The organism is Klebsiella sp. K47, from assembly GCF_051858335.1.
Taxonomy (GTDB): Bacteria; Pseudomonadota; Gammaproteobacteria; order Enterobacterales; family Enterobacteriaceae; genus Klebsiella; species Klebsiella pneumoniae.
Genome location: NZ_JBPYUI010000005.1, coordinates 173,286 through 194,967, shown reverse-complemented (window position 1 = coordinate 194,967; position 21,682 = coordinate 173,286). Strand labels below are relative to the sequence as shown.

The following is a 21,682-nucleotide window of genomic DNA, read 5'->3' as shown; positions in this document are numbered from 1 at the left end:
AGCACCGCCAGCTATCCGTCATATTTCAAGTTGCACGTGCGTTGGCTCTACTTGCTCACCCCGGTGGCGTACGCGCTGTACGCGGCCGGGGTTTTGCTGTTTCGCCGCCTTCCTGCAGCTCGAATTATTGCGGGTCAGGGCTGGCGATGTGGAATTATGCGGTCAGACGGCTGGCGTCTTGCGCGATGACCAGCTCTTCGTTGGTCGGGATAACCACGGCAGGACGGGTGCCTTCTTTGTTGATGAAGCCAGACTTGCCGAAGCGGGCAGCAAGGTTACGCTCATGGTCAACTTCAAAGCCCAGTACGCCCAGTTTGCCCAGCGACAGCTCACGCACCATCGCGGCGTTTTCACCGATACCACCGGTGAAAATAACGGCGTCAAGACGGCCGTCCATCAGCGCGGTGTAGGAACCGATGTATTTCGCCAGGCGGTGGCAGTAAACGTCCATCGCGCGTTTAGCGTCGGCTTTTTCCTGATAGTTGTCTTCCACGTAGCGGCAGTCGCTGGTGACTTCGGTCAGACCCAGCAGGCCGGACTCTTTGGTCAGCATTTTGTTGATCGCGTCAACGCTCATGCCCAGGGTGTCGTGCAGATGGAAGATGATGGCCGGATCGATGTCACCGGAGCGGGTACCCATCACCAGGCCTTCCAGCGGGGTCAGACCCATGGAGGTGTCAACGCATTTACCGTTACGGATAGCGGAAACAGAACCACCGTTGCCGAGGTGGCAGGTGATGATGTTCAGCTCTTCCACCGGCTTGTTCAGGATCTTAGCGGCTTCCTGAGTCACGTAGAAGTGGCTGGTGCCGTGCGCGCCGTAACGACGAACGCCGTGCTCTTTGTACAGGCTGTACGGCAGGGCGTAGAGATAGGATTCTTCCGGCATGGTCTGATGGAACGCCGTATCGAATACAGCCACGTTTTTGTCTTTCAGGTGCGGGAAGGATTTCAGCGCTTCAGCGATGCCGATCAGGTGTGCCGGGTTGTGCAGCGGTGCGAAAGACGCGGCGTCTTTAATACCCTGAATTACGGACTCGTCGATCACCACGGAGCTGGTGTATTTTTCACCGCCGTGTACGATACGGTGGCCGATTGCGGTCAGCTGAGCAGACAGTTCTGGTTTTTGTGCCAGAATAGTGTTAACGATAAAGTTCAGCGCTTCACTGTGCGCGGCGCCCGCGCCTAACTCGGCTTCTTGTTTGCTGCCGTCCATTTTCCATTTGATACGGGCTTCCGGCAGGTGGAAGCATTCCGCTAAACCGGACAGATATTCGTCGCCGTTCACGGCGTCAAGGATAGCAAATTTCAGAGAGGAGCTACCGCAGTTCAGAACCAGTACTAACTTACTCGACATGGAAGTACCTTTTTATGATACGTGGCTAAAAAAACGTCAGTGTGTCATTAGCGTAGCGCAGGATGACCTCGACATTTATGATTAACATCATGCCTTGTTCTGTTTTCGGGCACGATGAGAGAAGTACATTTGATTTTATGCCATTTTGCATAATTTTCAGCCAATGGCAGAATATGCGATAATTTGACTAGCCTGGCAAAGAGTCTAACCGCCCTTTCAGGCGGGCACAGGATACCTGATTGCGGCATCCTTTGCCAAAATCTTTTGAACGATGTCATGCATAGTTGGTGTTTTGCACGAATTTTTTAAGTTTTATATGTAAAGTTGAGGTAAAGCCATGTCGACCCCTGAGAAACGCCCCGTTAGCTTCTTTAGCTTGTTCAACCGCGGGCAGCATTACGCAAAGACCTGGCCTCTCGACAAGCGCCTCGCACCGGTGTTTATTGAAAACCGCATTATTCGTGCCACCCGCTATGCCATCCGCATCATGCCGCCAATCGCCATTTTTACCCTCTGCTGGCAGATAGCTCTTGGCGGCCAGCTGGGCCCCGCCGTCGCTACCGCGCTGTTTGCGCTGAGCCTGCCGATGCAGGGACTCTGGTGGTTGGGTAAGCGTTCGGTGACGCCGCTGCCGCCCTCCATTCTTAACTGGTTCTATGAAGTGCGCGGTAAACTGCAGGAGGCGGGGCAGGCGCTGGCACCGGTCGAAGGCAAGCCCGATTATCAGGCGCTGGCTGACACGCTTAAGCGCGCCTTCAAACAACTGGATAAAACTTTCCTTGATGATTTGTAATTCACTACGGAAAACGCATATAAAAGAAGGCGCATGATTTATGCGCCTTCTTTATTTCACGCCCTACCGTGCTACAGGAGTCACAACATGGAAATGACCAATGCGCAGCGTCTGATTTTATCCAATCAGTACAAAATGATGACGATGCTCGACCCGGATAATGCGGAACGCTACCGTCGTCTGCAAACCATCATAGAGCGTGGGTATGGGCTACAGATGCGTGAACTGGACCGCGAGTTCGGCCAGCTGACGGAAGAAACCTGCCGTACCGTTATTGATATCATGGAGATGTACCACGCGCTGCACGTCTCCTGGACCAACCTGAAAGACGCGGCGGGTATCGATGAACGCCGGGTCACCTTCCTCGGGTTTGATGCCGCCACCGAAGCGCGTTATCTCGGCTATGTGCGTTTTATGGTCAACGTTGAAGGCCGCTACAGCCATTTTGACGCCGGTACCCATGGCTTTAACTCGCAGACCCCGATGTGGGAGAAATATCAGCGGATGCTGAGCGTCTGGCACGCTTGCCCGCGCCAGTATCATCTGAGCAGTAATGAAATTAATCAAATTATCAACGCCTGAGGGAGGTGCCCGTGCAGTGTAAAGGTTTCCTGTTCGATTTAGACGGGACGCTGGTGGATTCCTTGCCGGTGGTGGAGCGTTCATGGTGCAAGTGGGGGGATCGTTTCGCCATTGACCATGATGAAATTCTCAGTTTTATTCACGGCAAGCAGGCCATTACCTCCATTCGCTATTTTATGCCGGGGCGCAGCGAGGAGGATATCCAGGCCGAATTTCGCTACCTCGAGCAGATAGAAGCCACTGATATTGAGGGTATCGTCGCGCTGCCGGGGGCATTAGCCCTGTTGAATACGCTCAATGAGGCCGGGATCCCGTGGGCGATTGTCACCTCCGGCTCGATTCCGGTTGCCCACGCGCGTCACCGCGCGGCGGGCCTGCCGATGCCTGAGGTGTTCGTCACCGCCGAGCAGGTGAAACACGGCAAACCGGCGCCGGACGCCTATCTGCTGGGCGCCGAGCGGCTGGGTCTGCCTGCCGGGGAGTGCGCGGTGGTGGAAGATGCGCCGGCGGGGCTCCTCTCCGGACTGGCGGCCGGCTGTCGCACTATCGCGGTCAACGTGCCCGCCGATGCCCCTCGCCTGGGTGAAGCCGACCTCGTGCTGAGCAGCCTGGAAGATCTGGTGGTTGAACGCCAGACTGACGGCGTGGTAAATGTGCGTCTTAAAGCGTAAACCCATGATTTCGCCCCGCGTCGTCGGGGCTTTTTTATGCCACTATGTCGACTCCCACTTGTGACAAGGAAACGTTGTGAACGGTGAATTGATTTGGGTTTTATCCCTCCTGGCCATCGCGGTTGTGCTGTTTGCTACCGGCAAGGTGCGCATGGATGCTATCGCCCTGATGGTCATTGTCGCCTTTGTCCTCAGCGGAACGCTGACGTTAAATGAAGCTTTTTCCGGATTCAGCGATCCTAACGTGATCCTGATTGCCGCCCTGTTTATTATCGGCGATGGCCTGGTGCGCACCGGAGTCGCCACCAAAATGGGGGCATGGCTGGTGAGCGTGGCGGGGAACAGCGAAACCAAAATGCTGATCTACCTGATGCTCACCGTCGCCGGTCTGGGCGCGTTTATGAGCTCCACCGGGGTGGTCGCCATTTTCATCCCGGTGGTACTTAGCGTCTCGGCGCGGATGAATACCTCGCCATCGCGGCTGATGATGCCGCTGAGCTTCGCCGGGCTTATCAGCGGGATGATGACCCTGGTGGCGACGCCGCCCAACCTGGTGGTCAACAGTGAATTGCTGCGCGAGGGACTGCACGGCTTCAGCTTTTTCAGCGTCACGCCGATTGGCCTGGTGGTGCTGATCCTGGGCATCGTCTATATGCTGGCGGTGCGCTTTATGCTGAAGACGGATAATGGCGACTCCGCACGCGATGGGCGAAAAAGAAGCACCTTCCGCGATTTGATCCGCGAATATCACCTCACCGGCCGCGCTCGCCGGCTGGCCATCCGCCCGGGTTCGCCGATGATCGGTCAGCGGCTGGATGATTTAAAGCTGCGTGAGCGCTACTGCGCCAACGTGATCGGCGTTGAACGCTGGCGGCGGTTCCGCCGGGTAATTGTCAACGTCAACGGGGTATCGGAATTTCGCGCCCGCGACGTCCTGCTGATCGATATGTCCGCCTCCGATGTCGATTTACGCCAGTTCTGCGGCGAGCAAATGCTTGAGCCGATGGTATTGCGCGGCGAGTATTTTGCCGATCAGGCGCTGGATGTGGGGATGGCGGAGGTGGCGCTGATCCCGGATTCAGAGATGATGGGCAAAACGGTGCGTGAGATAGCCTTCCGCACCCGGTTTGGTCTCAATATCGTCGGCATGAAGCGCGATGGCAAAGCGATGGATGGTTCGGTGGTCGACGAGCCGCTGCAGCTCGGCGATATCCTGCTGGTGGTCGGCAACTGGCGGCAAATTGCCCTGCTGGCGAAGCGCGGCCGGGATTTCGTGGTGCTCAATATGCCGGTTGAGGTCGATGACGCTTCGCCGGCCCACAGCCAGGCTCCGCATGCGATTTTCTGCCTGGTGCTGATGGTAGCCCTGATGCTCACCGATGAAATTCCCAACCCGATTGCCGCGATTATCGCCTGTCTGCTGATGGGCAAATTCCGCTGCATCAATGCCGAAAGCGCCTACAAGGCGATCCACTGGCCGAGCATTATTTTGATTGTTGGGATGATGCCGTTTGCCCTGGCGCTGCAAAAAACCGGCGGGGTGGATCTGGTGGTGAAGGGACTGATGGATGTCGCCGGAGGCGAGGGGCCTTATCTGATGCTCGGCTGCCTGTTCGTGATGTGCGCGGCGATTGGGCTGTTTATCTCAAACACCGCCACGGCGGTGCTGATGGCGCCTATTGCCTTAGCGGCGGCGAAGTCAATGGGCGTCTCACCCTATCCTTTTGCCATGGTGGTGGCGATGGCGGCTTCGGCGGCGTTTATGACCCCGGTCTCCTCGCCGGTTAATACCCTGGTGCTTGGCCCGGGCAAGTACTCATTTAGCGATTTTGTCAAAATAGGCGTGCCCTTTACCATACTGGTGATGGTGGTCTGCGTCCTGCTAATCCCGGTACTGTTTCCGTTTTAAGATATTCTGGCCGGGTAGAGCACAACCGCCGCCCGGCCAGAACCTTACAGCGGCGAATCTTGGCTAATTTCGTCCAGCGACAGCTGGAAGCTTGGGACGAACACTTGCATAAAGTAATCCATCTCCGCGCTGCGCCGCGATGCCAGGGTCTTTTCCAGCCGACCTTTGGCCAGCAGAAATTCGTTATTGCCTGCAGACAGCTCTTCGAGGCACTTCAGGTAAGCGCAGAGGGCGTCAGCCTGTTTAACGATCGACTGCTCTTCCTCACTGTAGTGATGCTCATCAATCAGCGGCTCGAAAATATCGCGCAGCTCGTCAGGGACCATATCCACCAGCTTTTGCTGAGCAATTTTTTCAATTGCCTTATATTCCTGGGCAATCTGGGAGTTGAAATATTTCACCGGAGTAGGGAGATCGCCAGTTAGTACTTCCGAGGCGTCATGGTACATCGCCAGCAGGGCGATACGCTCGGCGTTGACCTGGCCGCCAAATTTGCGGTTTTTAATCGCCGCCAGCGCGTGGGCGACCATCGCCACCTGCAGGCTGTGTTCGGAGACATTTTCGGTGCGCACGTTGCGCATCAGCGGCCAGCGGTTAATCAGTTTCAGGCGGGAGAGGTGGGCAAAGAAATGACTCTGACTCATAGGGACCCTTAATCAGTGACAACATCGGGTTCCATTGTGCGCAGGGATCGCCGCCGGATGCAAATGCCGGCGGCGGCGCGATTAAAGCTGATGGTAGCCGGAGAGGAAGCGGCCAAAGCGGGAGATAGCCATCTCCAGGTCGTCTTCGCGCGGCAGGGTCACGATGCGTACGTGATCCGGCCACGGCCAGTTAAAGGCGGTGCCTTGCACCAGCAGGACTTTCTCCTGCAGCAGGAAGTCGAGCACCATTTTCTGGTCGTCATGAATATTGAAGCGTTTGGCGTCGATTTTCGGGAACATATACAGCGCGCCTTTTGGCTTCACGCAGGAGACGCCCGGAATATCGTTGATAAGCTCCCAGGCGCGGTTGCGTTGTTCATACAGGCGTCCGCCGGGGATGATGAATTCGCTGATGCTCTGATAGCCGCCCAGCGCCGTCTGGATAGCATGCTGGGCCGGCACGTTGGCGCAAAGACGCATTGAAGCCAGCATCTCCAGCCCTTCGATATAGCCCTTCGCGTGTTTTTTCGGGCCATTCAGCACCATCCAGCCTTGACGGAAGCCGGCAACGCGGTAGGTTTTCGACAATCCGTTAAAGGTCACCGTCAGCAGGTCCGGCGCCAGGGCGGCAATAGAGTGATGCTGGGCTTCGTCGTAGAGGATCTTGTCGTAAATTTCATCGGCGAAAATGATCAGATTATGCTGACGAGCGATCTCCACGATCTCTTGCAGCAATTCTTTGGAATAGACCGCGCCGGTGGGGTTGTTAGGGTTAATGATCACGATCCCGCGGGTGCGCGGTGTGATTTTTGCGCGGATGTCGTCCAGATCCGGGAACCAGTCAGAGGATTCGTCACACAGATAGTGCACCGCTTTGCCGCTGGAAAGCGACACCGCCGCCGTCCACAGCGGGTAGTCCGGGGCGGGAACCAGCATCTCATCGCCGCTGTTTAACAGCGCCTGCATCGCCTGCACAATCAGTTCGGACACGCCGTTGCCGATATAGATGTCTTCCACCGTGACATCGCGCATACCCCGGGCCTGGTAATGCTGCATGATAGCTTTACGCGCCGAGTACAATCCTTTCGAATCGCAGTAACCCTGGGCGGTAGGCAAATTGCGGATGACGTCGACGAGGATCTCGTCAGGGGCCTCGAAGCCGAATGGCGCCGGGTTGCCGATGTTCAGTTTCAGAACCTTATTGCCTTCTTCTTCAAGACGTTTGGCTTCTTTCAGAACCGGGCCGCGGATGTCATAACAGACGTTCTCTAACTTGCTGGATTTTTCGATGGGGGACATGAATCTTGACCTTTTAGCTGTTATCGCCACTCCCTGCCGTGGAAGTCAGCACGGAACAATGTACTCCCCCTCCCCGCTGTTTTGAAGGCTTTGCAGGAGAAGATTTTGCTGACGCCGGATTTTAAGCGCAATTGATTTATCTACCGATTGCGGATTTGGTCTGTGGCTTATGCCTTTTTATGTCGATTTTTTGGTCGTAAATATAGATTTAGTAGCGATTTTGCCATCATTTATCTCGTTTGTTTGCCCGGTAATATGGGGAGGGAGGAGGGGGAGTCGCTAAAAAACGCTATCCTGCATACAAGCGCGATTGGCTTGTAATTTTGATGTTAAATAATTTTAATAAAAAACAGCGTGCGACCACATTATTATTATTTTTAGCGGGTAATAATCTGAGGTTTGTTAATTAATATAAAATGTTGAAAAAAATTTAAAATTGTCTCAGTTAATCCTTATTAAGGCTTATAAAAAGGAGGGGGATAGGTTAGAATATCACCGTTAATATCCGTGTTAACCGCCAAGAACTGCGGTTGCATTGAGATTTAATATATTGTTATTACAGGATTTTATTGTTCCTTTTCTGCCGGAAAGTTACGCCAGAAGAGCGATTTTCTCAGCATCACTGACCGGGTTCCCGCGGCGACGTATGGCGCCTGGCTGGTCGTGGTAATAAATAATAATGAGAAATACGAACAATATATTACTCCGCAGTTCTGCGCATTTGCCCAGACGAGTACTTTGGCATGTAATAACGTTCGTCCAGTTGTTTATCCGCCGTCAGACGGTGAGCACGAGACTCAGGGAATAGCCGGAAACCTGGCGTAAAGCATCAACAAGGCAGGTCAGCGTTAGCCACCTGTAAGTGAAGAAAGATGATTAATACAACACGTCCCATACTCAACCTCGATCTCGATCTGCTGCGTACCTTTGTCGCGGTCGCTGATTTGAACACTTTTGCCGCCGCCGCCGCCGCAGTGTGTCGCACTCAGTCCGCGGTCAGTCAGCAAATGCAACGCCTGGAACAGCTGGTGGGCAAAGAGCTTTTCGCCCGCCACGGCCGCAATAAGCTGCTGACCGAGCAGGGGATCCAGCTGCTGGGCTATGCCCGCAAAATTCTCCGTTTTAACGATGAAGCCTGTATGTCGCTGATGTATGGCAGCCTGCAGGGGGCTCTGAGCATCGGCGCGTCAGAAGAAACGGCTGACACCATCCTGCCGTTTTTGTTAAACCGCATCGGCTGTTTCTATCCCAGAATGACGTTGGAGATCAAAGTTCACCCCCATGCCGCCATCATGGAGATGTTGGCCGAGGGGCTGGTCGATCTGGCGTTGACCACCCATCAGCCTCCCGGCTTTACCTCTTTTACCCTGAGAACATCACCTACTCTCTGGTATTGTGCAGCGGAATATGTGCTGGCGAAGGGGGAATCTATCCCCCTGATCCTGCTCGAAGAGCCAAGCCCATTCCGCCAGGATATTATCGCCGCGCTGGAAACTGCTCGCGTCAGTTGGCATCTGGCCCACGGAGCTTCCTCGCTATCGGGCGTGAAAGCGGCGGTGAAGGCCGGGCTGGGCGTGACGGCGCGCCCGGTCGAAATGATGAGCCCGGATCTACGCGTGGCTGGCATCAGTGAGGGGTTACCGGCGTTGCCGGACACCCGGTACGTCGTCAGCTGCAATCCGCGGACGGTGAGCGAACTGCCGCAGGCGATTTTTCAGTCTCTGAGCCAGGAGATCCATCCCTGGGAAACGGGCACAGCACTTACTCCGGAAGAGGGAGGAAATGCCTTGGTTTTGTAAGGGTATTCTTGCTAACAAAGATCACAAAAACTGGTAACAGAATGTAAGTGCCCAAAAAGAGCCTCAGGAGTTGGTTTCCCGCCTGGCGGCTCTTTTTTTTGCACTCTTATTGATGTTTTGAATCTTTTTTGTATTTCTTTGCAGAAAAATCAGCGTATTGGCGTGACAAGGCGCTCAGCTTGTCGACTTTTCCCTGCACTTTCAACACTTCCTGCTAATGTTAAAAAACCGGATGGATTGTTGCCGATTTCCTGGGGTAATTAACAAAACCGTGTCGCAGATCAAGAAAATACCCCTCTTTGGGGGGAGGAATCGAGGCTAAATCCTGTCAAAATAGAAGGGATTTTTGATTTACGACGGAAACGGACACGATTCAACAACACTAAAACCGAACAGTATGCAAGGTTATTTCGCAGAAAAGGGCATTTAATGTTAATGAAAAGATTCCAATGTAAATTAATGTTATGAAAACTTTTGTTAAAGTTGACAAAAGGTTAAAGAAAGGGGTAAAAAGCCACGGCATCTGGGCTTCTCACATCGACCAGGGACGCTTTTTTGCACGGTTATTTTTTATTCCTCCCGTGAAACGCTGTGGCGTTCATCTGCCAGTAAGAGCAGAGGGTTTTGGCGCTACACTTTTTTGGTTAAGCAATGCGTATGTCAACATCCACTGAAGTCATCGCTCATCATTGGGCATTCGCTATATTTCTCATCATCGCTATCGGCCTGTGCTGCCTCATGCTCGTCGGCGGCTGGTACCTTGGCGGTCGCGCGCGCGCGCGTAGTAAAAACACGCCGTTTGAATCGGGGATCGACTCCGTCGGTTCGGCCCGCTTACGTCTTTCTGCGAAGTTTTATCTGGTTGCCATGTTCTTCGTTATCTTCGACGTGGAAGCCCTGTATCTCTACGCATGGTCGACCTCTATCCGCGAGAGCGGCTGGGTCGGCTTTGTGGAAGCCGCAATTTTCATTTTAGTGCTACTGGCTGGTCTGGTTTATCTCGTTCGCATCGGCGCACTGGACTGGACGCCTGCGCGTTCCCGTCGCACGCTGGTTAACCCGGAAACAGACAGTCCCACTAACCGTCATATGCAGTAAAAGCGAGGCAATAAGATGGATTATACGCTCACCCGCATAGATCCTAACGGTGAGAACGACCGTTACCCCCTGCAGAAACAGGAGATCGTTACCGATCCTCTGGAGCAGGAAGTCAATAAAAGCGTGTATATGGGGAAACTCGAACACGCGCTGCATGACATGGTGAACTGGGGCCGTAAGAACTCAATTTGGCCGTACAACTTCGGCCTTTCTTGCTGTTATGTGGAAATGGTGACGTCATTCACTGCGGTGCATGACGTTGCGCGTTTTGGGGCAGAAGTTCTGCGCGCCTCTCCGCGTCAGGCGGACCTGATGGTGGTCGCGGGAACCTGCTTTACCAAAATGGCGCCGGTTATTCAGCGTCTCTACGATCAGATGCTGGAGCCGAAGTGGGTGATCTCCATGGGCGCCTGCGCCAACTCAGGCGGGATGTACGACATCTATTCCGTCGTCCAGGGCGTGGATAAATTCATTCCGGTCGATGTGTACATCCCGGGCTGCCCGCCGCGTCCGGAGGCCTATATGCAGGCGCTGATGCTGCTGCAGGAGTCCATTGGTAAAGAACGTCGTCCGCTCTCATGGGTGGTTGGCGATCAGGGCGTTTATCGCGCCAATATGCAGTCGGAACGCGAGCGTAAACGCGGCGAACGTATTGCAGTGACCAATCTGCGGACGCCGGACGAGATTTAATTTGCGCCTGCGGGCGGGAGAACCACTTCGCAAATCAATCTACAACAGCGCGAAGTCTCGCCGGCAGTCACCACGGACCTTTTGCAATGGTGAACAATATGACCGATTTAACCGCGCATGACGCCGCACCAGCCTGGCAAACCCGCGATCACCTTGATGACCCGGTGATTGGCGAACTGCGCAACCGCTTTGGGCCGGATGCCTTTACCGTTCAGCCAACCCGTACCGGCGTACCGGTGGTATGGGTGAAGCGTGAACAGCTGCTGGAGGTGGGTGATTTCCTGAAGAAATTGCCGAAGCCTTACGTGATGCTGTTTGACCTGCACGGCATGGACGAACGTCTGCGCACGCACCGCGATGGCCTGCCCGCCGCGGATTTTTCCGTTTTCTATCACCTGATCTCCATCGATCGCAACCGCGACATCATGCTCAAGGTGGCGCTGTCGGAAAACGATCTGCATCTGCCGACCTTCACCAAACTGTTCCCCAACGCCAACTGGTATGAGCGTGAAACCTGGGAAATGTTTGGCATTACCTTCGATGGTCACCCGAACCTGCGTCGCATCATGATGCCGCCGACCTGGGAAGGTCACCCGCTGCGTAAAGATTATCCGGCGCGTGCCACCGAGTTCGACCCGTTTGAGCTGACCAAAGCCAAACAGGATCTGGAGATGGAGGCGCTGACCTTTAAACCGGAAGAGTGGGGCATGAAGCGCGGCACCGACAACGAGGACTTCATGTTCCTCAACCTCGGTCCGAACCATCCATCGGCGCATGGTGCGTTCCGCATTATTCTGCAACTGGACGGCGAAGAGATCGTCGACTGCGTACCGGATATCGGTTATCACCACCGCGGCGCCGAGAAGATGGGCGAGCGTCAGTCCTGGCACAGCTACATCCCGTATACCGACCGTATTGAATATCTCGGCGGCTGCGTCAACGAGATGCCGTACGTGCTGGCGGTGGAAAAACTGGCTGGGATCACCGTACCGGATCGCGTGAACGTGATCCGCGTGATGCTCTCCGAGCTGTTCCGCATCAACAGCCACCTGCTGTATATCTCGACCTTTATTCAGGACGTCGGCGCGATGACGCCGGTCTTCTTCGCCTTTACCGATCGGCAGAAAATTTACGATCTGGTGGAAGCGATTACCGGGTTCCGTATGCACCCGGCGTGGTTCCGCATCGGCGGCGTCGCGCACGATCTGCCGCGTGGCTGGGATCGCCTGCTGCGTGAGTTCCTCGAGTGGATGCCGAAGCGTCTGGACTCCTATGAGAAGGCCGCCCTGCGCAACACCATTCTGAAAGGCCGTTCCGTCGGCGTGGCAGCCTATACCGCCAAAGAGGCGCTGGAGTGGGGCACCACCGGCGCAGGCCTGCGCGCCACCGGTATCGACTTCGACGTGCGTAAATGGCGTCCTTACTCTGGCTATGAAAACTTCGACTTCGAAGTCCCGACCGGGGGGGGCGTCTCAGACTGCTACACCCGCGTGATGCTGAAAGTAGAAGAGCTGCGCCAGAGCCTGCGCATTCTTCAGCAGTGCCTCGATAACATGCCGGAAGGCCCGTTCAAAGCGGATCACCCGCTGACCACGCCGCCGCCGAAAGAGCGCACGCTGCAGCATATCGAAACCCTGATCACCCACTTCCTGCAGGTATCGTGGGGCCCGGTGATGCCGGCCAACGAATCTTTCCAGATGATTGAGGCGACCAAAGGGATCAACAGTTACTACCTGACCAGCGACGGCAGCACCATGAGCTACCGCACCCGCGTCCGTACGCCGAGCTTTGCGCACCTGCAGCAGATCCCGTCGGCGATCCGCGGCAGCCTGGTATCCGACCTGATCGTCTATCTGGGTAGTATCGATTTTGTTATGTCAGACGTGGACCGCTAATTATGCACGAGAATCAACAACCACAAACCGAGGCTTTTGAGCTGAGTGCGGCAGAGCGTGAGGCTATTGAGCACGAGAAGCACCACTACGAAGACCCGCGTGCGGCGTCCATCGAAGCGCTGAAAATCGTTCAGAAACAGCGCGGCTGGGTGCCGGATGGCGCGATCTACGCCATCGCCGATGTGCTGGGGATCCCGGCCAGCGACGTGGAAGGCGTGGCGACGTTCTACAGCCAGATTTTCCGCCAGCCGGTTGGCCGTCACGTGATCCGCTACTGCGACAGCGTGGTATGCCACATCACCGGCTATCAGGGTATTCAGGCCGCCATTGAGAAGAAACTGAATATCAAGCCGGGGCAGACCACCTTTGATGGCCGCTTTACCCTGCTGCCGACCTGCTGCCTGGGTAACTGCGACAAGGGACCGACCATGATGATTGATGAGGATACTCACAGCCATCTGACGCCGGAGGCAATTCCTGACCTGCTGGAGCAGTACAAATGAAAACCGTAATTCGTACTGCGGAAACGCATCCGCTCACCTGGCGCCTGCGCGACGACAAGCAGCCGGTGTGGCTGGACGAGTATCGCAGTAAAAATGGCTATGAAGGGGCGCGTAAAGCCCTGACCGGGATGGCCCCGGATGAGATTGTCACGGCGGTAAAAGACGCTGGCCTGAAAGGGCGCGGCGGCGCGGGCTTCTCCACTGGTCTGAAGTGGAGCCTGATGCCGAAAGACGAATCCATGAACATCCGTTACCTGCTGTGTAACGCCGATGAAATGGAGCCGGGCACCTATAAAGACCGCCTGCTGATGGAGCAGCTGCCGCACCTGCTGGTGGAAGGCATGCTGATCTCCGCGTTTGCGCTGAAAGCGTACCGCGGCTACATCTTCCTGCGCGGAGAATATATTGAAGCGGCCCAGCATCTGCGTCGCGCGATTGCCGAAGCCACCGAAGCGGGTCTGTTGGGGAAAAACATCCTCGGCACCGGGTTTGACTTCGAGCTGTTCGTGCACACCGGGGCAGGGCGCTATATCTGCGGCGAAGAGACGGCGCTGATCAACTCCCTGGAAGGCCGCCGCGCCAACCCGCGATCCAAGCCGCCGTTCCCGGCGAGCTCCGGCGTCTGGGGCAAGCCGACCTGCGTCAACAACGTAGAAACCCTGTGCAACGTGCCAGCGATCCTCGCCAACGGCGTCGAGTGGTACCAGAACATTTCCACCAGCAAAGATGCTGGCACCAAGCTGATGGGCTTCTCCGGCCGGGTGAAGAATCCGGGCGTCTGGGAGCTGCCGTTCGGCACCACTGCCCGCGAGATCCTCGAAGATTACGCCGGCGGTATGCGCGATGGCCTGAAGTTTAAAGCCTGGCAACCGGGCGGAGCAGGGACCGACTTCCTCACCGAAGCGCACCTCGATCTGCCGATGGAATTCGAAAGCATTGGTAAAGCGGGCAGCCGTCTGGGCACCTCGCTGGCGATGGCCGTTGACCACGAGATCAACATGGTCTCGCTGGTGCGTAACCTTGAAGAGTTCTTTGCCCGCGAGTCCTGCGGCTGGTGTACGCCGTGCCGCGATGGTCTGCCGTGGAGCGTGAAGATCCTGCGCGCCCTGGAGCGCGGCGAAGGCCAGCCTGGCGATATCGAAACCCTTGAGCAACTGTGTCGATTCCTGGGCCCGGGTAAAACCTTCTGCGCGCACGCGCCGGGCGCGGTCGAGCCGCTACAGAGCGCGATTAAATATTTCCGCGAAGAATTCGAGGCTGGCATTAAGCAGCAGTTCAGCAATACCCATGCAATCAACGGGATTCAGCCGAACCTGCTTAAGACGCGCTGGTAATCTAAAGGTTTTTTATTTTTGGAAGCACGCAAATGGCTACGATTCATGTAGACGGCAAAGAATACGAGGTCAACGGGGCGGACAACCTGCTAGAGGCTTGTCTCTCTCTTGGTCTTGATATTCCCTACTTTTGCTGGCACCCGGCGCTAGGGAGCGTCGGTGCTTGCCGCCAGTGTGCGGTGAAGCAATATCAGAACGCGGAAGACACGCGTGGTCGCCTGGTGATGTCCTGTATGACTCCGGCATCCGACGGCACCTTTATTTCTATCGACGACAGCGAAGCGAAGCAGTTCCGCGAAAGCGTGGTGGAGTGGTTGATGACTAACCACCCGCACGACTGCCCGGTCTGCGAAGAGGGCGGCAACTGCCACCTGCAGGATATGACGGTGATGACCGGTCATAGCTTCCGCCGCTATCGTTTCACCAAGCGTACCCACCGCAATCAGGATCTGGGGCCGTTTATTTCGCACGAAATGAACCGCTGCATCGCCTGCTACCGCTGCGTGCGCTACTACAAAGATTATGCCGACGGCACCGATCTGGGCGTCTATGGCGCGCACGACAACGTCTACTTCGGCCGCCCGGAAGATGGCACCCTGGAGAGCGAGTTCTCCGGCAACCTGGTGGAAGTCTGCCCGACCGGCGTTTTCACCGACAAAACCCACTCCGAGCGCTATAACCGTAAGTGGGACATGCAGTTTGCGCCGAGCATCTGCCAGCAGTGTTCCATCGGCTGTAACATCAGCCCGGGCGAACGCTATGGCGAGTTGCGTCGTATCGAAAACCGCTATAACGGTACCGTGAACCGCTACTTCCTCTGCGACCGCGGTCGTTTCGGCTATGGCTACGTGAACCTGAAAGACCGTCCGCGTCAGCCGGTACAGCGCCGCGGCGACGATCTGATCACCCTTAACGCCGAGCAGGCGATGCAGGGGGCGGCGGATATCCTGCGCCAGTCGAAGAAAGTGATCGGCATCGGCTCCCCGCGCGCCAGCATTGAAAGCAACTTCGCGCTGCGCGAGCTGGTGGGCGCCGACAACTTCTATACCGGCATCGCCAAAGGCGAACAAGCGCGCCTGCAGATGATGCTGAAAGTGCTGCGCGAGGGCGGGATCCACACGCCAAGCCTGCGCGATATCGAATCCTACGATGCGGTACTGGTGCTGGGCGAAGACATTACCCAGACCGGCGCGCGCGTGGCCCTGGCGGTACGCCAGGCAGTGAAAGGGAAAGCACGCGAAATGGCGGCGGCGCAGAAAGTGGCCGACTGGCAGATCGCCGCGATCCTCAACATCGGCCAGCGCGCCAAGCACCCGCTATTCGTCACCAACGTCGATGACACCCGCCTGGATGACATCGCGGCGTGGACCTACCGCGCGCCGGTAGAAGATCAGGCGCGTCTCGGCTTTGCTATTGCCCATGCGCTGGACGACAGCGCGCCGGCGGTTGACGGCCTGAGCCAGGACCTGCAGGGTAAAGTCGACGTTATCGTTCAGGCGCTGGCCGGGGCGAAAAAACCGCTGATCATCTCCGGGACCAACGCCGGCAGCATGGAGATCATCCAGGCCGCCGCTAACGTGGCGAAAGCTCTGAAAGGCCGCGGCGCCGATGTCGGGGTGACCATGGTCGCCCGGGCGGTTAACAGCGTCGGACTGGGCATGATCGGCGGCGGCTCGCTTGAAGAGGCGCTGGACGAACTGGAAAGCGGCGCCGCAGACGCGGTTATCGTGCTGGAAAACGACCTTCACCGTCATGCTTCCGCCGCGCGCGTTGACGCTGCGCTGGCGAAAGCGCCGCTGGTGATGGTGGTGGATCATCAGCGCACCGCGATTATGGACAAAGCGCACCTGGTGCTCTCCGCGGCAAGCTTTGCGGAAAGCGACGGTACCGTGGTGAACAACGAAGGCCGCGCCCAACGTTTCTTCCAGGTTTACGATCCGGCTTACTACGACGCGAAAACCGTAATGCTGGAAAGCTGGCGCTGGCTGCATTCGCTGCACAGCACCGTCAACAACCGTCAGGTTGACTGGACTCAGCTGGACCACGTCATTGATGCGGCGATTGCCGCGCTGCCGCAGCTGGCGGGCATTAAAGACGCCGCGCCGGATGCGACCTTCCGCATTCGCGGCCAGAAGCTGGCGCGTGAACCGCACCGCTACAGCGGCCGCACGGCGATGCGCGCTAACATCAGCGTGCACGAGCCGCGTCAGCCGCAGGATAAAGACACGATGTTCGCCTTCTCCATGGAAGGGAACAACCAGCCGTCCGCCCCGCGTTCGCAGATCCCGTTCGCCTGGGCGCCGGGCTGGAACTCCCCGCAGGCATGGAACAAGTTCCAGGATGAAGTGGGCGGGAAACTGCGCCACGGCGATCCGGGCGTTCGTCTGTTTGAAGCGTCCGCCAGCGGACTGGAGTACTTCACGGCGGTGCCGGCCAGCTTCCAGGCGGAAGAGGGCAAATGGCGAATTGCGCCGTACTACCATCTGTTCGGCAGCGATGAGCTGTCTCAGCGCGCGCCGGTGTTCCAGAGCCGGATGCCTGAGCCGTACATCAAGCTGAACCCGGCGGATGCCGCGAAGCTTGGCGTCAACCCAGGGGCAATGCTCTCCTTTAGCGTGGAAGGCCAGACCCTGCGTCTGCCGCTGGTTATCTCTGAAGGCCTGACCGCGGGACAGGTTGGCTTACCGATGGGCATGCCGGGCATTGCGCCGGTGCTGACCGGATCGCGTATTGATTCACTGCAGGAGGCGAAAGCATGAGCTGGTTAACGCCGGATCTTATCGACATTCTGTTAAGCATCCTGAAGGCCGTGGTCATTCTGCTGGTGGTTGTCACCTGCGGCGCGTTCATGAGCTTCGGCGAGCGTCGTCTGCTCGGCTTGTTCCAGAACCGCTACGGACCTAACCGCGTCGGCTGGGGCGGTTCGCTGCAGCTGGTCGCCGACATGATCAAGATGTTCTTTAAAGAGGACTGGATCCCGCGCTTCTCCGATCGCGTGATCTTTACTCTGGCGCCGGTTATCGCCTTTACCTCGCTGCTGCTGGCCTTCGCTATCGTGCCGGTTAGCCCGACGTGGGTGGTGGCCGACCTGAACATCGGCATCCTCTTCTTCCTGATGATGGCAGGCCTGGCGGTCTACGCGGTGCTGTTCGCCGGTTGGTCGAGCAATAACAAATACTCGCTGCTGGGGGCGATGCGTGCTTCCGCGCAGACCCTGAGCTACGAAGTGTTTCTCGGTCTCTCCCTGATGGGCGTGGTGGCGCAGGCGGGGTCATTCAATATGACCGATATCGTTAACAACCAGGCGCATCTGTGGAACGTTATCCCGCAGTTCTTCGGCTTCGTGACTTTCGCCATCGCCGGCGTGGCGGTGTGTCACCGTCACCCGTTCGACCAGCCGGAAGCGGAGCAGGAACTGGCCGATGGTTACCACATTGAATATTCCGGCATGAAATTCGGTCTGTTCTTCGTCGGGGAATACATCGGTATCGTCACCGTTTCAGCGCTGATCGTCACGCTGTTCTTCGGCGGCTGGAATGGCCCGTGGTTACCTCCTTTCATCTGGTTCGCGCTGAAAACCGCGTTCTTCATGATGATGTTCATTTTGATCCGCGCATCATTACCGCGTCCGCGCTATGACCAGGTAATGTCCTTTGGCTGGAAAGTATGCCTGCCGTTAACGCTGGTCAACTTGTTGGTAACGGCGGCTGTCATTCTCTGGCAGGCGCAATAAGGGGTGAATTGAACATGACCTTAAAAGAATTATTGGTGGGGTTCGGCACCCAGGTCCGTAGTATCTGGATGATTGGCCTGCATGCCTTCGCCAAACGTGAAACCCGGATGTATCCGGAAGAGCCGGTCTACCTGCCGCCGCGCTATCGCGGCCGCATCGTGCTGACCCGCGATCCGGACGGTGCAGAGCGCTGCGTCGCCTGTAACCTGTGTGCGGTAGCCTGCCCGGTGGGCTGTATCTCGCTGCAGAAAGCAGAGACGGTAGACGGCCGCTGGTATCCGGAGTTCTTCCGCATCAACTTCTCACGTTGCATCTTCTGCGGCCTGTGCGAAGAAGCGTGCCCGACCACGGCGATCCAGTTGACCCCGGACTTCGAGCTGGGTGAATACAAGCGTCAGGATCTGGTGTACGAAAAAGAGGATCTGCTGATTTCCGGTCCGGGCAAATACCCGGAATATAACTTCTACCGGATGGCGGGTATGGCAATCGACGGCAAAGATAAGGGCGAAGCGGAAAATGAAGCTAAGCCAATCGACGTCAAGAGCCTGTTACCGTAAGGAGAGGGGCAATGGAATTCGCTTTTTATATCTGTGGCCTGATAGCCATCCTCGCAACCTTGCGGGTCGTCACCCACACCAATCCGGTGCATGCGCTGCTGTACCTGATTATTTCGCTGCTGGCGATTGCCGGGGTGTTCTTCTCGCTGGGCGCGTACTTCGCCGGAGCGCTGGAAATCATCGTCTACGCCGGGGCCATTATGGTGCTGTTCGTCTTCGTGGTGATGATGCTCAACCTGGGCGGCACCGAGATCGAACAGGAGCGCAAGTGGCTGCAGCCGGGGATCTGGATTGGCCCGGCCATCCTCTCCGCGGTGCTGCTGGTGGTTATCGTTTACGCCATCCTGGGCATTAACGACCAGGGTATCGACGGTGCGGCGATTAACGCCAAAGAAGTGGGCATTGCGCTGTTTGGGCCGTACGTCCTGGCGGTGGAGCTGGCCTCCATGCTGCTGCTGGCGGGCCTGGTGGTTGCCTTCCACATTGGCCGCGAAGAGCGCGCCGGCGAGGTGCTGAGCAACCGTCTGAACGACAGCGACAAACGAAAAACGGAGGAACACGCATGATCCCCTTAACACATGGACTGATCCTCGCGGCCATCCTGTTTGTGCTTGGTCTGACGGGGCTGGTGATCCGCCGCAATCTGCTGTTTATGTTGATTAGCCTGGAAATCATGATTAACGCCGCCGCGCTGGCCTTTGTGGTGGCGGGTAGCTACTGGGGTCAGGCAGATGGTCAGATAATGTATATCCTCGCCATCAGCCTCGCGGCTGCGGAAGCGAGTATCGGCCTGGCGCTGCTGCTGCAGCTCCATCGTCGCCGCCAGAACCTGAACATCGATTCAGTAAGTGAGTTGCGTGGATGAACATGCTTGCCTTAACCATTCTTTTGCCATTGATTGGCTTTGTGCTGCTGGCCTTCTCCCGCGGGCGCTGGTCGGAAAATCTTTCCGCCACCGTTGGCATGGGCTCGGTAGGCCTGGCGGCGCTGGTCACCGCGTACGTTGGCGTCGACTTTTTCGCTAACGGCAAACAGGCGGTCAGCGTGCCGCTGTGGACCTGGATGTCGGTCGGTGATTTCAACATCGGCTTCAACCTGGTGTTGGACGGCCTGTCGCTGACCATGCTCTCCGTAGTTACCGGCGTCGGCTTCCTGATCCACATGTTCGCCTCCTGGTACATGCGCGGTGAAGAGGGATATTCCCGCTTCTTCGCCTATACCAACCTGTTTATCGCCAGCATGGTGGTTCTGGTACTAGCCGATAACCTGCTGCTGATGTACCTCGGTTGGGAAGGCGTGGGCCTCTGTTCTTACCTGCTGATCGGTTTCTACTACACCGATCCGAAGAACGGCGCCGCAGCGATGAAAGCGTTTGTGGTGACCCGCGTCGGCGACGTGTTCCTCGCCTTCGCGCTGTTCATTCTTTATAACGAACTGGGCACCCTGAACTTCCGCGAAATGGTGGAGCTGGCGCCGCAGCACTTCGCTAACGGCAGCACCACGCTGCAGTGGGCGACGCTGATGCTGCTTGGCGGCGCGGTCGGTAAATCCGCCCAGCTGCCGCTGCAAACGTGGCTTGCCGATGCGATGGCGGGTCCGACGCCGGTCTCTGCGCTGATCCACGCCGCGACCATGGTCACCGCGGGCGTCTATCTGATCGCCCGTACCCACGGCCTGTTCCTGATGACGCCGGAAGTGCTGCATCTGGTCGGTATCGTCGGGGCGGTCACCCTGGTGTTGGCGGGCTTCGCCGCGCTGGTGCAGACCGATATCAAACGCGTTCTCGCCTACTCTACCATGAGCCAGATTGGCTACATGTTCCTCGCGCTGGGCGTGCAGGCATGGGACGCGGCGATTTTCCACCTGATGACTCACGCGTTCTTTAAAGCGCTGCTGTTCCTGTCGTCTGGTTCGGTCATTCTGGCCTGCCATCACGAACAGAACATCTTCAAGATGGGCGGCCTGCGCAAATCGATTCCGCTGGTATACGTCTGCTTCCTGGTGGGGGGCGCGGCGCTGTCCGCACTGCCGCTTATCACCGCAGGCTTCTTCAGTAAGGATGAGATTCTGGCAGGCGCGATGGCCAATGGCCATATCAATCTGATGGTGGCAGGCCTGGTCGGCGCCTTTATGACCTCGCTGTACACCTTCCGGATGATTTTCATCGTATTCCACGGTAAAGAGCAAATTCACGCGCACGCAGGGAAGGGGATTACCCATCATCTGCCGCTGATTGTGCTGCTGGTACTATCCACCTTCGTTGGCGCGCTGATTGTGCCGCCGCTGGAAGGCGTACTGCCGCAGACCACTGAGCTCGCCCACGGTAGCGTGATGACGCTGGAGATTGCCTCCGGGATCATCGCCATTGCCGGGATTCTGATCGCTGCATGGCTGTGGCTGGGCAAACGCACGCTGGTGACCTCCATCGCCAACAGTGCGCCTGGCCGCTTCTTCGGTACCTGGTGGTTCCATGCCTGGGGCTTCGACTGGTTATACGACAAGGTGTTCGTAAAACCATTCCTCGGTATTGCCTGGCTGCTGAAACGCGATCCGCTGAACTCGTTGATGAATATCTCGGCGATCCTTTCCCGCTTCGCAGGCAAAGGCCTGCTGGTGAGCGAGAACGGTTATCTGCGCTGGTATGTGGCTTCAATGAGCATCGGCGCGGTGGTGGTGCTGGCGCTGCTGATGGTATTGCGTTGATTTGATCGCGCGGTTTTGCCCGGTGGGGGGGTGCTGTTCGTGGAAACACAAAAACAAGAAGGGGGGAGGAAGAGACACACCACAAAAAAAAAAAAAACAACCAACAGAAAGCGGG

The 21,682-nt window shown here is 57.0% G+C and carries 19 protein-coding genes; 16 read left to right on the top strand and 3 right to left on the bottom strand.

All coding sequences use genetic code 11. The features are described from left to right. Window positions 1-154: 154 nt before the first annotated feature. On the bottom strand, window positions 155-1,357 hold the full coding sequence (ackA, locus tag RRF55_RS06795; protein WP_002913195.1) for an acetate kinase: 1,203 nt from the start codon (window positions 1,355-1,357) through the stop codon (window positions 155-157). Window positions 1,358-1,694: 337 nt separating this feature from the next. Here ackA and yfbV point away from each other — a divergent pair, with 337 nt between their 5' ends. The 4 genes from yfbV (at window position 1,695) to RRF55_RS06775 (ending at window position 5,312) form a co-directional block, all read left to right on the top strand. Continuing rightward, window positions 1,695-2,150: a terminus macrodomain insulation protein YfbV gene (gene yfbV / locus RRF55_RS06790; protein WP_002913194.1), complete on the top strand. Its 456-nt coding sequence runs from the start codon at window positions 1,695-1,697 to the stop codon at window positions 2,148-2,150. Between the two features lie 87 nt (window positions 2,151-2,237). Next, on the top strand, window positions 2,238-2,732 hold the full coding sequence (locus tag RRF55_RS06785; protein ID WP_002913193.1) for a YfbU family protein: 495 nt from the start codon (window positions 2,238-2,240) through the stop codon (window positions 2,730-2,732). A gap of 11 nt (window positions 2,733-2,743) precedes the next feature. Next, on the top strand, window positions 2,744-3,403 hold the full coding sequence (locus RRF55_RS06780; protein WP_064153439.1) for a sugar phosphatase: 660 nt from the start codon (window positions 2,744-2,746) through the stop codon (window positions 3,401-3,403). 76 nt (window positions 3,404-3,479) lie between these two features. Beyond that, window positions 3,480-5,312 carry an SLC13 family permease gene (locus RRF55_RS06775; RefSeq protein WP_009484760.1) on the top strand — a complete coding sequence of 611 codons (1,833 nt, stop codon included), beginning with the start codon at window positions 3,480-3,482 and terminating at the stop codon, window positions 5,310-5,312. A gap of 44 nt (window positions 5,313-5,356) precedes the next feature. On the opposite strand, the gene yfbR is transcribed toward RRF55_RS06775, so the two are convergent. Together yfbR and alaA are read right to left on the bottom strand one after the other, a co-directional pair. Beyond that, window positions 5,357-5,956, bottom strand: a complete 600-nt coding sequence (gene yfbR, locus RRF55_RS06770) for a 5'-deoxynucleotidase (protein ID WP_002913188.1) — start codon at window positions 5,954-5,956, stop codon at window positions 5,357-5,359. An 81-nt stretch (window positions 5,957-6,037) separates the two neighbouring features. Next, the gene (alaA, locus tag RRF55_RS06765; RefSeq protein ID WP_002913185.1) at window positions 6,038-7,255 is read right to left on the bottom strand and encodes an alanine transaminase AlaA; all 1,218 of its coding nucleotides are present in this window, start codon (window positions 7,253-7,255) and stop codon (window positions 6,038-6,040) included. An 872-nt stretch (window positions 7,256-8,127) separates the two neighbouring features. On the opposite strand from alaA, the gene RRF55_RS06760 reads away from it, so the two are divergent. The 12 genes from RRF55_RS06760 to nuoL all read left to right on the top strand — a co-directional run bounded on the left by RRF55_RS06760 (window position 8,128) and on the right by nuoL (window position 21,567). Then, window positions 8,128-9,054 carry a LysR family transcriptional regulator gene (locus RRF55_RS06760; protein WP_019705508.1) on the top strand — a complete coding sequence of 309 codons (927 nt, stop codon included), beginning with the start codon at window positions 8,128-8,130 and terminating at the stop codon, window positions 9,052-9,054. A gap of 651 nt (window positions 9,055-9,705) precedes the next feature. Beyond that, on the top strand, window positions 9,706-10,152 hold the full coding sequence (gene nuoA, locus RRF55_RS06755) for an NADH-quinone oxidoreductase subunit NuoA (protein ID WP_002913181.1): 447 nt from the start codon (window positions 9,706-9,708) through the stop codon (window positions 10,150-10,152). A 15-nt stretch (window positions 10,153-10,167) separates the two neighbouring features. After that, complete coding sequence (gene nuoB, locus RRF55_RS06750) at window positions 10,168-10,842, top strand: NADH-quinone oxidoreductase subunit NuoB (RefSeq protein ID WP_002913178.1); 675 nt, start codon at window positions 10,168-10,170, stop codon at window positions 10,840-10,842. A gap of 86 nt (window positions 10,843-10,928) precedes the next feature. Further along, on the top strand, window positions 10,929-12,737 hold the full coding sequence (gene nuoC, locus RRF55_RS06745; protein ID WP_002913162.1) for an NADH-quinone oxidoreductase subunit C/D: 1,809 nt from the start codon (window positions 10,929-10,931) through the stop codon (window positions 12,735-12,737). A 2-nt stretch (window positions 12,738-12,739) separates the two neighbouring features. Further along, window positions 12,740-13,240: an NADH-quinone oxidoreductase subunit NuoE gene (nuoE, locus tag RRF55_RS06740; RefSeq protein WP_002913160.1), complete on the top strand. Its 501-nt coding sequence runs from the start codon at window positions 12,740-12,742 to the stop codon at window positions 13,238-13,240. Beyond that, a complete protein-coding gene (nuoF, locus tag RRF55_RS06735; protein ID WP_002913158.1) occupies window positions 13,237-14,574 on the top strand; it encodes an NADH-quinone oxidoreductase subunit NuoF in 1,338 nt (445 codons plus the stop codon). The genes nuoE and nuoF overlap by 4 nt, the downstream gene beginning before the upstream one ends. A gap of 32 nt (window positions 14,575-14,606) precedes the next feature. Next, a complete protein-coding gene (nuoG, locus tag RRF55_RS06730) occupies window positions 14,607-17,333 on the top strand; it encodes an NADH-quinone oxidoreductase subunit NuoG (RefSeq protein WP_004149179.1) in 2,727 nt (908 codons plus the stop codon). Then, window positions 17,330-18,307 (top strand): NADH-quinone oxidoreductase subunit NuoH, encoded by a 978-nt coding sequence (gene nuoH, locus RRF55_RS06725; protein ID WP_002913156.1) that lies wholly within the window; start codon window positions 17,330-17,332, stop codon window positions 18,305-18,307. Before nuoG ends, nuoH begins: the two co-directional genes overlap by 4 nt. Before the next feature lie 14 nt (window positions 18,308-18,321). Continuing rightward, entirely contained in the window at window positions 18,322-18,864 is a 543-nt protein-coding gene (gene nuoI, locus RRF55_RS06720) for an NADH-quinone oxidoreductase subunit NuoI (protein WP_002913152.1), read from the top strand. 11 nt (window positions 18,865-18,875) lie between these two features. Beyond that, on the top strand, window positions 18,876-19,430 hold the full coding sequence (gene nuoJ, locus RRF55_RS06715) for an NADH-quinone oxidoreductase subunit J (protein ID WP_002913150.1): 555 nt from the start codon (window positions 18,876-18,878) through the stop codon (window positions 19,428-19,430). After that, complete coding sequence (nuoK, locus tag RRF55_RS06710) at window positions 19,427-19,729, top strand: NADH-quinone oxidoreductase subunit NuoK (RefSeq protein WP_002913148.1); 303 nt, start codon at window positions 19,427-19,429, stop codon at window positions 19,727-19,729. Before nuoJ ends, nuoK begins: the two co-directional genes overlap by 4 nt. Then, window positions 19,726-21,567 (top strand): NADH-quinone oxidoreductase subunit L, encoded by a 1,842-nt coding sequence (gene nuoL, locus RRF55_RS06705; protein ID WP_032415273.1) that lies wholly within the window; start codon window positions 19,726-19,728, stop codon window positions 21,565-21,567. The genes nuoK and nuoL overlap by 4 nt, the downstream gene beginning before the upstream one ends. Window positions 21,568-21,682 lie beyond the last annotated feature (115 nt).